Consider the following 14,022-nt stretch of genomic DNA (forward strand, 5'->3'; position numbering starts at 1 on the left):
GCTTTCGACATCTGCCGACAACTGTTTTCAGACAAAACAATATCGAAAAATAAATGAGACGAACAACAACATGGGTTTGCTTGGCAGGAATCGTCGCCCTACTATGGGGCGTCTGCCCAAAAGTCGCAGCTGCCGATGAGAAAAAAGGCTCCGACGAGAAAAAAGCAAAGAAAGAAACCCGATACGACCGACTTTTTAAAGACAAACGGCGAGACACAGCCCGAAGCACTTTCATCACCTTGCACAAAACCGATGGGAAACTCTATGCCGAAATACCCCTCAAATACCTCGGTCGAGAGATGATGCTTGGCGGAAGTATCTCCTCCGTGACCGACCCCACCTACGTCACCGTGGGTATGAAAAACTTCGCACCCCTGCACTTCTACTTCGAGCGTCAAGACAGCAGTCTGGTGATGAAAACACCCAACGCCGTGCTCTACAACGACGGCACCGCCACCAGCGAACTGCGCGGGGCATTGGCCCTAACTTATCGCGATCCGGTGATGATGGGCTTTAAAATCGAGGCTTACAACAACGACAGCTCGGCCGTCGTTGTAGACGTTACGTCCTTGTTAGCCAAACCCAACTCGATGCTCCCGCTGATGCCCCAAAAGTCAGGCGATTTCGCCATCCGCACCACCCCAAAAAGCGAAATGTCCTATGTGCGTAGCATCAAAAGTTTTGAGGGCAACATAGTGGTGAACGTCGACTTCAACTATCTGCTCACGGCCCTGCTGATGAGCATCCCCGTGGCTAATGAGATTCCTACGACGGTGGGTGCGACCTACAGTCTGGTGCTCCTACCCGAGAGCAGAATGCGACCGCGGCAGGCAGACTCGCGTGTGGGTATTGCTTCGTCTTCGAAAATGACCTACGCCAACGACATCTCCAAAAGTCGCCGCACCTATTTGGCCCATCGCTGGCATCTCGTTCCGCGCAATCTCAAGGCCTACGCCCAGGGAAAGGGCAGCGAGCCGGTGAAGAAAATCAGATTCTATCTGGACAACGCCTTCCCCGAGACGTGGAAAGAGCCTGTTCGCCGGGGGGTAGACGTGTGGAATCGGACATTTGAAAAGGCTGGATTCCGCAACGTTCTCGAGGTGGTAGACTTCCCTAAGGACGACCCGAGCTTCGATCCCGATAATATCTTATATTCCTGCATCCGATATGTGCCCAATGGTTCGGAGAATCCCACCAGTTCGTTTTGGGTGAACCCCACCACGGGCGAAATCCTCAATGCCTCTATCTTCGTCTATAGCAATGTGGGGCAGATGCTTCATCGCTGGCGGTTTGTGGGAACGGCTGCCGCCGATGCCTCGGTGCGTTCATCACAGTTGCCCGCAGATCAACTGGCCGAGGGGCTCACTTATCTCGTGGCGCGCGAGGTGGGACATTCGCTCGGACTGCTCGACAATTTTGGAGCCTCCTCCACCTATCCCGTCGATTCGCTTCGCAACGCCGCTTTCACCCACGCCAATGGGCTTGCGGCCTCGTTGCTGTCGGGGGTGAACTTCAACTACGTGGCCCAGACTGCTGATCGTGGCGTTCGGCTCATGCCCACCGCACCTGGCGTTTACGATCAGCATGCCATCGAGTGGAATTATCGCTACTTCGACCCCCAGCGGGTGTCGGCACAGGAAGAGGCAGCCGAGCTTGAGAAGTGGGTCGACCAGCGAGTGAAGAATCCCCGCCTACGCTATTTCCGCACATCGTCGCAACGTTGGGACCCCCGTGTGCAAGAGGGCGCATTGGGCAATAACGCTCTCCGCGCCGCCAACTACGGCATTGCCAATCTCTGTCAGATAGAAAAACATCTCTACGACTGGGTGAAGAACGACGAAGACAGTCGCATCAAAGAAAAACTCTATCTCACCATCGCCCAGCAGCATTACGCTTATTTCAAGCGCGTGATGAGCAACGTGGGCGGTATTCTGCTCAACGATATGAAGTTCTCGTCGGGTGTACCCCGCTATCAGGTGGTCGACAAAGATCTCCAGCGCAAGTCGCTGCAATGGTGTCTGTGGCAGGCTAAACGCTTTAAAAGTTATGCCGACAAGAATTTCGAACGGCGTGGTTTTATCTCGGTGAGCTACTACGATCAGCTGCTCGAGTTCATCGGCTACGACCTGCTCGGAGCTCGCACCCGCCTGGCCGTCTCGTCACACCTCGTCCCCGAGAGTTATACGCAGAAAGAATATTTTGCCGACCTCTTCAATGGCATTTTCCAAAGTGTCATCGAGGGTAAGGCTCCCTCGCAGGAGGAACGAGTTTTGCAACGAACCTACCTCACCTACTCGCGTGCCGTTGTCGATAAAGCCAACAAGCAAGGCGGAAACGGTCCGGCAGCTCTACAGGGTCAGGGTTCTTTGCAGGAGAATCTTCCGAAAGAGAATTTCTTGCAAGAGCATTTCCTATCCTCCGTCTCTCGTGAGTCCGCTTCCTCGGCTTACGGCGACCCTAACGCCTCGCTCTCTCCCACGGTAGATGCCGCCCTGCTCGACCATTCTGCACTTTATTTCTACAGCTCCCTGTTGCGCCTCAAGCCGTTGCTCGAGAAATGTCTGAAAGGCTCTCTTCCCGCCGACGCGCAATCGCATTATCAGATGTTGCTCTTCAGGTTGAACAAAGCATTGGAGGACGGAAAATGACACATTGCTCTCGTTATCTCTCCGCTGACCGTCGAGTTTTTTTGCTCACGGCCCTTTTGCTGTGCTTCGCAATGGCGGCACAGCCTGCATCGTTGTTCAAACGTAAGAAGAAAACGCCTGCCACCGAGGTGAAGAAAACAGCCTACGAGCGTACCCTTACCGATCATCCCTGCGAGTCGAGCCGCGGAGGTTTCATCTCACTGCACAAGACTGATGGCAAGTTGCTGGTCGAACTTCCGCGTACATCGCTGGGTCGCGACATGCTGGTGGGGGCCACCATCTCGTCGGTTTCCAATCCCAAGTTGGGTGATCTTGGTTTTAAGAATTCTAATCTGGTGCACGTTCGTTTCGTCGAGAAAGACAGCTCCGTGGTGATGCAGGTGGTGAATACCGACCTCTACTTCGACCCCTCGAAGTCCAACGCAGCCTTAGCTGCGCGGCGCAACTACGACCATCTCGACTTCTTCTCCTTCCCCATTAAGGCCCGCAGCGCAGACAAGGCAGTGCTGTTCGACGCCTCCTCGTTCTTTCTTAAAGAAGACCGTTTCTTCCCCATCATCGCCAAGACGGTGGGCTCCTACAGCGTCAATTCTACCTTCAAAGAAGACCTCTCGCGCATCACTGCCCTTAAGACCTTTGAGGAGAATGCCTGCGTGAAGATGGACCGGCACTATCTCATCAGTCTTTCGGGCAAGAACGGTACGCCGGTGAGCAATTATCCGGTCACCATCGGTGTCAACTTTACCCTCGCTCTTCTGCCCGAACAGCAGATGACGCCCCGACTGAGCGACACGCGCATCGGCATGTTTCTCATCAACAAAGAGGTGGAGACAGAGGGAGCCATCGAGAAATGCACCTTCGTGAAGCGGTGGCGGATAGAGCCGAAAGACACGGCCGCCTATTTCGCTGGTCGGCTTTCCGAGCCGGTCAAGCCCATTGTGTATTACGTCGAGAACACCTTTCCCCCATTGTGGAAGCGTGCCATCAAGGCCGGCATCTTGTGGTGGAACAAGGCTTTTGAGCGGATTGGCTTCAAGAATGTGTTGCAGGCGGTGGACTTTCCCGAGGGCGACCCTAACTTCGACCCCGACAACTTCCGTTATTCTTGCATCCGCTATCTTCCCACCGACGTAGAGAATGCCATGGGACCCTCGTGGACCGACCCGCGGACGGGCGAAATCATCAATGCCACGGTGCTGGTCTACAACGACGTCGTCAACACCATCAACAACTGGCGATTCGTGCAGACGGCGCAGGTAGACCCTACTGCCCGCGCCGCCACTATGCCCGACAGCATCATCTCCGAAACCCTCGAGTATATCATTGCTCACGAGATCGGTCACACGCTTGGGTTCATGCACAATATGGCCGCCTCGGCTGCTCTGCCGGTAGACTCGCTGCGGTCGGCCCGCTTCACTCAGCAATACGGCACGACGGCCTCTATTATGGATTACGCCCGTTTCAACTACGTGGCCCAGCCTACCGACCGCGGTCTGCGCCTCACTCCTCCGCGTCTGGGCGTATACGATTTCTACGCCGTAGAGTGGGCCTACCGTCTTTTTCCCCATTCAACGGGCTACGAAGACGATGCTCAGCACCTGCGCCGCCTTGTGGCCCAGCACGAGGGCGACCCTTTCTATCGCTATGGTTTGCAGCAAACGTCTACCCGATACGACCCCTCGGCCATTGAAGAGGATTTGGGCGACGACCCCGTTCGCGCCTCCGACTACGGGATGGCCAACCTGCGCTACATCCTCTCGCATCTCGACCATTGGATCGCCAACGAAGACGACACTCGTCGCAAAGAAGAACTTTATAATGAAATCCTCTCTCAGGCCATCCGCTACGTGCACAATGTCTATGCCAACGTGCCCGGCATCTACCTCCACCCCACCAGTGAATCTTCCGGTCTGCCTCGCTACCGGGTGGTACCCAAAGCCCGTCAGCGCGCCTCGGCCCAATGGCTCTTGCGCATGGCCCGCACCTTTGCCACCCTGGGCAACGACACCATCGAACGCAAACTGCCCTACGGCTCCAACCGGCCTTTCAAAGTGATGGCGCGCGACGTGCAGGCCCTGGCCATGATGGCCGCCTCGAAGCTCTCGCTCTCGTTCTATCTCGACTCCACTTCCTATTCGCCTTTAGCGTATATGGAGGATGTCTACTGCGATGTTTTTGCCAAGACGCTCTCGGCCGACGAGCATCTCACTCCCGCCGACCTCTCCTTGCAACGTCTCTACGTCGACTATCTGCAAGGCGGTGTGGCCGACATGAAGCAAGCACCCAATGTTCATAATTTGTGTTCTGCCCTCCGGAGCGGATGCCATCACGGCGAGGCCTGCGGCTTTCTGAACTTCGGCAGCGGATATGGCGAACCCGAACCGCTGTGGGGCACTACCGTGGGGCGTACCTCCGAGTTTCAGTTTTTCTACGCCCAAAAGTTATCTGCCCTCTTGGCCGAGCGCATTCCGCGCACCATCGATTCCGAGCTCAAAGCCCATTACCTGTTGCTGGCCAAACGCCTGAAGAGCTACCTCAAATAGTAGGTCGCAGTGAAATCCCGCCGCGGGAAATCTCCACGGAGACTCCCTGATGCTTCTGCAGCGTGCAGAACGGCCGCGGAGACTCCCTGATGAATTCTGCAGCGTGCAGAACGACCATAAAGACAAAAACGGCGTCTCTGAACATCTCAGAGACGCCGTTTTCGTCGTATTTGATATAGAAGCATTTGTCTTAACTCCCTTTCACTCCTTCACCCCCTTTCCTCCTAAAAAAATATCCTCCCCACCTGATAAACCCCCGCACTGACCAACCAGGCCAACGCCGTGGTGTAGAAAGCCGCGAAGAGCGCCCAACGCCACGAACCACTCTCGTTGCGGATGGCGGCCACCGTGGCCACACAGGGGAAATAGAGGAGAACGAAAAGCAGGTAGGCATAGGCCGAGAGAGGCGATACGCCATCGGAGAGCATCTGTCGCCGCAGTCGGGTGTACTTGGCGTGGTCGGTGCTGAAGTTTGAGTCGTCGGCAAAACTATCGTCGTCGGCATAGAGCACACCCATGGTCGAGGCCACGATCTCCTTGGCACCCACGCCGGCCAGCAGACTCACGTCGAGCTTCCAGTCGAAACCCTGCGCGCGGAAGAGCGGCTCGATGGTCTTTCCCAGTCGGCCGATGTAACTTTGTTCCTGCTGTTGCTGCGGCGTGAGATCCTCGCCCTGCGGGAAATAACCCAAAGCCCAGACAATGATACTGGCCACGAGAATGATGCCACCCATCTTTTGGAGATATTGTCGGCCCTTCTCCCAAGTGTGCCGCAGGATGGCCTTGCGAGTGGGAAAACGATAGGGCGGCAATTCCATGACGAAAGGCACGTCGGCCCCCGTGACGAGAAATCTACTGAAAAGCCTGCTCATCACCACCGCCATGAGGATGCCTACCACGTAAAGCGAAATCATGATGGCCGAACGATATTCAAGAGCGAAGAACGTTCCCGTTATCATGATGTAAATGGGCAGCCGGGCCGAACAGCTCATCATCGGCAGAATGAGCATCGTGACCAGTCGGCTGCGCCTGCTCTCAATCGTTCGCGTGGCCATGACGGCAGGCACGTTGCAGCCGAATCCCATGATCAATGGGATGAACGACTTGCCGTGCAGACCCATCTTGTGCATCAGTTTATCCATGATGAAAGCGGCACGAGCCATATAGCCGCTGTCTTCCATGAAAGAGATGAAAAAATAGAGCAACAGAATCTGCGGCAGGAAAACGATGACAGCTCCTACGCCGGCTACGACACCATCGATGAGCATCGCCTTGACCGGGCCCGGGGGGAGCGTCTGCCCGAACCAAGAACCGAGCTGGGAAACGCCGGCTTCGATCCAGTCCATCGGATATTGCCCCAAAGTAAAAGTGATTTGGAACATGACGTAGAGCAGGAAGAAGAAGATGGGGAAACCCCAGTAGCGATGGGTGATGATCGCATCGAGGGCGTGGGTGAGCCGATAGGTATCGCGGGTGGAACCCTCCTCGTAGTCGGCTTCCTGCAGAGCCCCATGAATAAAACCGTATTTGGCATCCATGAGGGCCGTCTCACTGTCTACTTTCACGTCGGCCTCGAGCGTGCGGACGGCGGTTGTGCGGGCGGCATCCACCTGCGGGAAGTGGGGCAGCGAGGAGACGTAAGTCAGGGCCTCGGCATCCCCCTCGAGCAGTTTGATGGCCAGGTAGCGGGTGGAATATTGATGGCACGACTGCGAAACGATTTCCAACTGCGATTTGATGCTCTCGATGGCCCGTTCGACATACTGTCCATGGTTGATGTGGATGTGGCGTGAAATGCCCTCGGCTCCCTCGTAGAGCTGGATGATGGTATGAAAAAGCAGCTCCACGCCGCGCCCGGTTTTGAAGACGGTGGGCACCATCGGTACACCCAAGAGACGACTCAGGGTGGGAAGGTTGAGGCGGTCGCCGCGCTCTTCAAATTCGTCGAACATGTTCAAGGCACATACCATGGGCAGGTTCATGTCGATGAGTTGGGTAGTGAGGTAGAGATTGCGTTCGAGATTGCTCGCATCGAGCACGTTGACGATGACGTCAGGCGTTTTCTCTACGATTTGTCGCCGCACGTAGAGCTCTTCAGGACTGTAGGCCGAGAGCGAGTAGGTGCCGGGCAGGTCTACCAGCCGGAACTCATATCCCTCGAACCGTGCCCGCCCTTCCTTAGCGTCTACGGTGACGCCGGAGTAGTTGCCCACCCGTTCGTGCGCCCCCGAGGCGAAGTTGAAGAGCGAGGTCTTGCCGCAGTTGGGATTCCCCACCAAAGCCACGTTGATGGTTCGGCTGCGTTGCATCGCCACTTCGCGCAGACGACGGTCTGTGGAAGGCTCCTTTTCCGTTTCCTTTCCGGTCGCACCTTCGACAGCTTTCTCTGTCACTTTCTCTGTCGCGATAGATGACATGTCGATAGCTTCGGCCTCCTCTCTTGATACCACTTCAATCATTCGGGCCTCGTCGTGACGCAGCGAAATCTCGTAGCCCAGGATGCGGTATTTCACCGGGTCGTGTAACGGAGCGTTGAGCATCACCTCTACCGTCTTGCCCTTGATAAAGCCCATTTCCACGATGCGCTTTCTAAATCCGCCGTGCCCCAGCACCTTTACCACTACGGCGCGTTCTCCTGTTTTGAGTTCCGATAATCTCATGTCTTCGTCTATTTAACTTGGGAACAAAGATATTATATTTTCCTCGTTCGCCGAATATTCACCTTTGCTTTCTTGCGTATTTCGGCCCGTTTGCCTACCTTTGCACACATCTTTCAGGTAACAGAACTGGAGGGTATATATTATATAATGTGTAGCGTGCATCTCCATACAGGTATCACAGCGGAGCAGAAAAGGGCGAACTTTTCTGCATCTTTTAACGCCCATTGTTTGGTAGTGTCGCAAGAATTCGCTACCTTACACACACACACACACACACACACACACACACACACACAATGTTCGCACCTATTGTAGTGTAACACTTTTTAGCTTTCTCTTACGCGCGCGCGAAGCGAGCGCAACCCCTATTAGCAAAGGGCTCTTCGGAGTTCCCTTTGCTTCTCTTTTCGTGCACATTTGGAAAATTGTTGAATAAAATCATGTAGCAAATAGAATCAAAGGAAGGTTTTTCCCGGTTAACCTTCTGCTTATATATAATCGATCAGAATAACAAGGATGTCTGCCGGGGATGTCCGACAAACCCAATTAAACCTAAAAGAATGATGAAAAAGAGAGCTTTTACTTTTATCTTGTTGTGTTTGGCCATTGGATTGTCTACCACAACATTGGCGCAAACCCAATATCATACAGCCACTGTTAATGGAATCACCTGGACCTATAAGTTAACCGGCAATAACGCTGCCATTGTTAATCCCCGTGCCTTTACTGGCGGCATCGGTCCGTCAGAATATAGCAGTTGGTCTGATGCAACATGGACAGACCATTTAGGCACTTATACCGGTGTGATCAAAATTCCCGCAGAGCTGGACGGGCATCCCGTAACAACTATTTCTGGCGGAACTTTTGATGGAAGCGGTGCAAAAGGATATATCTTCGAAGAGACTACACAAACTTTGGATCTACAAGGACGCATTTGGAAGACAGACTATACTATGGGAAGTCCGCTTCAATACATCGATATGACGAATATCAAAACGCCTCCTACCTGGGTATTGGATAATGGTAAAATAAGCCGAGACTATCATGCCGGAACTTTCTACCGCATCAATCCCGGCGTTTTGATCTATCTACCCAACGGAACGAGTAAGAACTACGGACCAACAACCGGTTGGCTTTCGAATGAACCCGCGTGTACCAATTTCATCATCGATGGTGAGTGTGAGATCTTTAAAGTATTCGATCAGAATTTCGATATAGGGGGTAACATGAAGAGTCTCACCCATAACGTGTATGTTCCTCACGCCTTTACAGCCAAGAAGGCAACGTATGACCGCACCTTCAGCAATGTGGCCGGCAAAGCGGTGAGCACACTCTACCTGCCTTATCCTACCGACCTGCCCACAGGTATGCAGGCCTATGAGTTCCAATTCAAGGGAATAGACGCAAGTGGCGACAAGGCTTTCTGCTTTGTCGCCGTACCCCTCGGTACCCGACTCGCAGCCAATAAACCTTATCTTGTACGCATCACCGACGGACAGAATCACACCCTGCCTGTGATGCAGAACGTACAAGTGCCTGTAACACCCGACATCCTCACCACGGCTCAAACCTCTGCCGACGGCCATTGGGCCTTTTACGGCACCACCGAGCAACTCGACAACGCCGACGCTTATGCCAAGAAGGCCTACTATCTCAATGGCAACAAGTGGTGGGCGGTGCAGAGCGGTGTGACCAACGACTATATCGCGCCCTTCCGCTGTTTTATCTCCAGTCCCACCAACGCCACGCCGGCCAAGAGTTTCCTCATGGTATTAGACGATGACCATACCACCACCGACATCCACCAGCTTGAGAACGAGACGGAGCAAGATGTAAAAAGCGGCCGTCACACGTTCTATTCTATCGACGGTAAGCGCATGGGCACCAACTATGATGCCCTCGAGCGCGGCCAGATGTACGTCGTGAACGGCAAGAAATTCTATAAATTTTAATCTTTAGGAGGAACCAACAATGAAAAAACAAACATACATCCGCCCCACCACAAGCGTACTGAACACCGTCTCCGAAGGCTTCATCTGCCTATCCATTCCCATTGGTCAGGGTGGTGGCCCTGGTGGTGGTGGACAAGCCAAGGATGGATTCTTTGAAGAGGAAGATGAAGAAACATTCGACTCCTCGGAAGAAAAGCCCTGGGGAGAGGTGAGCTATTAGGTTCTGACGGAATGTTCTTCTGCCGGAATCATCTGCAGAATCGCTGCGTGCCATCACCATTAAAAATAGCGGAGGTGACTTCCCGATGTGCGGGAAGTCACCTCTTGCGTATCGGGAGATCACCTCCCGTGCATCAGGAGGTCACCTCCCGCGCATTGAAATCCTATCTGCCACCTATTGGGAATGTTGTGCGCAAACAACCCCAACGGGGTTGGTCTGTTTTCGTAGAAAAGCCCTCTGACTCAGGAGATCAAAATAATCTCTCCAACCCGCCTCACTTAAGGGGTTTAAACAGACCAAGACCTACGGCCTTGTTTTCTCTTTTCACGTCGTAGACAGGGTTGGCGAGTGAAACGAGCCTACCCTGTTTAAGTGCCACCCACCCATAACAACCCCAAGGGGGTTGGTCTGTTTTCATAGAAAAGCTCTACCAACAGACCAACCACCATGCGGTTGTTGGCGGGAGAGGTCATCTACCTATATATCGAAATTGTATCTGTCATGCATCAGGAGGTCATATTCTGAATAAGTTGTCAACGGGCCAACTGCTATGTTGCAAAGTTAGAGATGCGGGTGTTAAGAGAAAGAATGTTCGGAACGAGGTTCGAACCTCTGTTTGGGCATGGAGCGAAAAAAAGGAAAGGCTCTGTCGAAAGACTTACTAAATGTTAAAAAAAGGAGACGAAGAAAGGAATTGTCCATGCGCAAAGGCCGATTGTGAAAGAAAACGATTAACTTTGCAACCGCATTTTGCATATTATCAATTAATTCACAACCAAGTTCTATGTATTTAGATCAAGCAAAAAAACAAGAGATCTTTGGACAGTACGGAAAGTCTAACTCTGATACCGGCTCGGCAGAGAGCCAGATAGCATTGTTCTCCTACCGTATTTCCCATTTGACGGAACATCTTAAGAAGAACCGTAAAGATTATAGCACAGAAAGAGCATTGACCATGTTGGTAGGTAAACGTCGCCGTTTGCTCGACTATCTCTACGATCGCGATATCGAACGCTATCGTGCCATTATCAAAGCTCTTGGTCTTCGTCGTTAAGACGAAGGTGCAAACATTTTTGCACACCCAACAATTGGCTCTCCACAAGTGTTCAGCTCACTTTGCGGAGAGCTTTTGTTTTGATCCCTTGTCCCATTTCAGAGACACCGAATGTAGATGAGAGTATGAGTTCTTTTCCGTTCGATCGGTGAAAACATGTGGGGTAAAGGAGAAAAAACGAACACAGGAGGCAGAACATCCGATGAGAGGATGTCTGCCTCCTGTGTTTTGGGGAGAGGAAACACCGGCATTCTCGGTGCGAGGGAACCTTAGAGCGGATATTCTTCGAAGGCGAAAAGCACGGTGGAGAGGTAACGTTCGCCGGTATCGGGCAGTAGTGTAACGATACGTTTGCCGGCGTTTTCGGGACGTTTGGCCAATTCGGAAGCGGCAAATGCGGCTGCACCTGACGAGATACCGACCAGTAGGCCTTCGATTTGAGCCAACTGCCGACCTGTGCGAATGGCATCGTCGTTGTCTACCAGGAATACCTCGTCTACCACATCGCCGTTATACGTCTTGGGAACAAAGCCAGCACCGATGCCCTGAATCTTATGCGGACCGCTTTGCCCGCCACTCAACACGGGCGAGGCCGATGGCTCGACGGCAACGATGCGCACGTTGGGGTTACGTTCTTTTAGATATTTTCCCACGCCCGAGACGGTTCCGCCTGTGCCTACGCCGGCCACGAAGATGTCGACATTGCCGTCGGTGTCGTCCCAAATCTCACGTCCGGTGGTGAGATAATGGCGGTTGGGATTAGCCAAATTTTCGAATTGCTGCAAAATGATGGATCCCGGAATGGCGGCTCGGAGCTGCTGAGCCGTCTCGATGGCTCCCTTCATACCGTCTTTTCCGGGGGTGAGTTTCACCTCGGCTCCATAAGCTTTGACGAGGTTTCGACGTTCGATGCTCATGGTTTCGGGCATGGTGAGGATGAGATGGTAGCCTTTGACGGCGGCCACCAATGCCAAACCCACGCCGGTGTTGCCGCTGGTGGGCTCGATGATGGTGGCTCCGGGCTGGAGGAGACCTTGCTGTTCGGCCTCTTCAATCATGGCGAAGGCGATGCGATCTTTCACACTACCACCGGGGTTGAAGCTCTCGATTTTGGCGATGATGGGAGTAGAAAGGTCTTTCGAGGCTGAGAATTTGTTGAGTTCCAACAGGGGGGTGCTTCCGATGAGTTCGGTCAGCTGTTTTGCAATGCGTGCCATATACTTTTGTGTTAAATGTGAATGATTCGTTTGGATGGTGCAAAGGTAGGGTGAAAAATGGGGTGAGGCAATCGCATAAACAGGGCATTTTGTCTACCACAAAGATGGTAGAACGCAGCAGCCGCAGCCCAAGGACAGGGCCGCGGCTGTTGAGGATGATACTCGCTGAGGCCCAGAAAACGGTGTTCGAGGCGGAGAGGGCAACGAGTGGGGTAGGGAGAGGATTAGATCAGAGCCATTTCTCGAGCTTTCTGCATGAGCAACTGCATGAGTGGTTTGCGCTCGTTGGGCACGCGATTGTCTAAGACGGCATCTTTGAGGGCCTGTTTGAGCAGGCCCACCTCGCGACACGGACCGAGGTGGAAGAGTTCCATAATTTCGTTGCCATCGATGACGGGTTGGAGCAGACGTTTGTAGTCGCGCTCTTTGAGGTCGGCCAGTTTTTCGCGAACGATGCGGAAGTTGTCGAGGAATCTGCGTTTGCGGACGGCGTTTTTACTGGTGATATCGGCTTCGCAGAGGGTCATGAGGTCGTCGGTGTCTTCGCCGGCATCGTTCATGAGTCGGCGAACGGCACTGTCGGTCACCTCCTCGTCGGCAATGGCGATGGGGCGCATGTGTAGGTCGACGAGCTTCTGAACATACTTCATCTTGGCATCTAAAGGCAGTTTGAGGCGTCGGAACAGTTCGGGCACCATTCGTGCACCGATGAAGTTGTGGTTGTGGAAGGTCCATCCCGCGGCGTTGTCCCATCGTTTGGTTCGGGCTTTTCCGATGTCGTGCAGCAGAGCCGCCCAGCGCAGCCAAAGGTTGTCGGTGTGGCAGCAAATATTGTCGAGCACTTCGAGGGTGTGATAGAAGTTGTTTTTATGGGCTCGTCCGTTGCGTGTTTCCACGTTGTCGAGCTGTGAGAGTTCGGGAAAGATGAGTGGGAGCAGACCGCAGCGTTGGAGATCGACGAATCCACGACTGGGTTGTGACGTCATCATGATTTTGTTGAGTTCGTCGGCAATGCGTTCGCCGCTAATGATGCGGATGCGTTCGGCATTGCGGGTGAGCGCGTCGAAGGTTTCGTCGTCAATGAAGAAGCGCAGTTGGGTGGCGAAGCGGATGCAGCGAAGCATGCGGAGAGGGTCGTCGGAGAAGGTGATATCGGGGTCGAGAGGTGTGCGGATGAGGCCGTCTTCGAGGTCGGCGATTCCGTCGAAAGGGTCGGTGAGTTGTCCGAAACGTTCGGCATTGAGGCAGATGGCCATGGCATTGATGGTGAAGTCGCGTCGGTTTTGGTCGTCCTCGAGGGTGCCATCCTCTACGACGGGTTTGCGCGAGTCGTGGCTGTAGCTTTCTTTCCGCGCTCCGACGAACTCCACCTCATAGTCGCGGTATTTGACCTGGGCTGTCCCGAAATGGCGAAACACCGAGATGTGCGCTTTCCTTCCCAGTCGTTGCCGCAGGGCATCGGCTACGCGAATACCGCTCCCGACGACCACGACGTCGATGTCATTCGAAGGACGTTCGAGAAAGAGGTCGCGCACGTAGCCGCCTACGACGTAGCATTCGAGTCCGAGCGCATCGGCAGCTTCGGAAATACGGTGAAAAATATCTTGATCGAGCAATTCTGCCAGTTGGGCATCGGATAGCATCTTCATATTGCGTATATCTGTTTTTAGGCTTGCAAAGGTAAGCATAAAAGTTGAAACGCTCCGCTCTCCCTTTTTCTCCTTACTC

At 53.6% G+C, this 14,022-nt stretch carries 8 protein-coding genes; 5 read left to right on the forward strand and 3 right to left on the reverse strand.

The window, feature by feature from the left end; genetic code table 11:
• Window positions 1-53: 53 nt before the first annotated feature.
• Complete coding sequence (locus J5A66_RS03460) at window positions 54-2,648, forward strand: zinc-dependent metalloprotease (protein WP_211791060.1); 2,595 nt, start codon at window positions 54-56, stop codon at window positions 2,646-2,648.
• Between the two features lie 71 nt (window positions 2,649-2,719).
• Window positions 2,720-5,191 (forward strand): zinc-dependent metalloprotease, encoded by a 2,472-nt coding sequence (locus J5A66_RS03465; protein ID WP_249110044.1) that lies wholly within the window; start codon window positions 2,720-2,722, stop codon window positions 5,189-5,191.
• Window positions 5,192-5,415: 224 nt separating this feature from the next.
• On the opposite strand, the gene feoB is transcribed toward J5A66_RS03465, so the two are convergent.
• Window positions 5,416-7,851: a ferrous iron transport protein B gene (feoB, locus tag J5A66_RS03470; RefSeq protein ID WP_211791062.1), complete on the reverse strand. Its 2,436-nt coding sequence runs from the start codon at window positions 7,849-7,851 to the stop codon at window positions 5,416-5,418.
• Window positions 7,852-8,411: 560 nt separating this feature from the next.
• On the opposite strand from feoB, the gene J5A66_RS10150 reads away from it, so the two are divergent.
• From J5A66_RS10150 to rpsO, 3 genes are all read left to right on the forward strand, one after another.
• A complete protein-coding gene (locus J5A66_RS10150; protein ID WP_249110019.1) occupies window positions 8,412-9,803 on the forward strand; it encodes a hypothetical protein in 1,392 nt (463 codons plus the stop codon).
• Between the two features lie 19 nt (window positions 9,804-9,822).
• A complete protein-coding gene (locus tag J5A66_RS03480) occupies window positions 9,823-10,023 on the forward strand; it encodes a hypothetical protein (protein WP_211791063.1) in 201 nt (66 codons plus the stop codon).
• A 784-nt stretch (window positions 10,024-10,807) separates the two neighbouring features.
• The gene (gene rpsO, locus J5A66_RS03485) at window positions 10,808-11,077 is read left to right on the forward strand and encodes a 30S ribosomal protein S15 (protein ID WP_211791064.1); all 270 of its coding nucleotides are present in this window, start codon (window positions 10,808-10,810) and stop codon (window positions 11,075-11,077) included.
• A gap of 269 nt (window positions 11,078-11,346) precedes the next feature.
• Here rpsO and cysK read toward each other — a convergent pair whose 3' ends face one another.
• Window positions 11,347-12,294: a cysteine synthase A gene (cysK, locus tag J5A66_RS03490; RefSeq protein WP_211791065.1), complete on the reverse strand. Its 948-nt coding sequence runs from the start codon at window positions 12,292-12,294 to the stop codon at window positions 11,347-11,349.
• Between the two features lie 224 nt (window positions 12,295-12,518).
• Window positions 12,519-13,943, reverse strand: coding sequence for a CCA tRNA nucleotidyltransferase (locus J5A66_RS03495; protein WP_211791066.1), 1,425 nt, complete (start codon window positions 13,941-13,943; stop codon window positions 12,519-12,521).
• Window positions 13,944-14,022 lie beyond the last annotated feature (79 nt).

This window comes from Prevotella sp. oral taxon 475 (genome assembly GCF_018127805.1).
Classification (GTDB): Bacteria; Bacteroidota; Bacteroidia; order Bacteroidales; family Bacteroidaceae; genus Prevotella.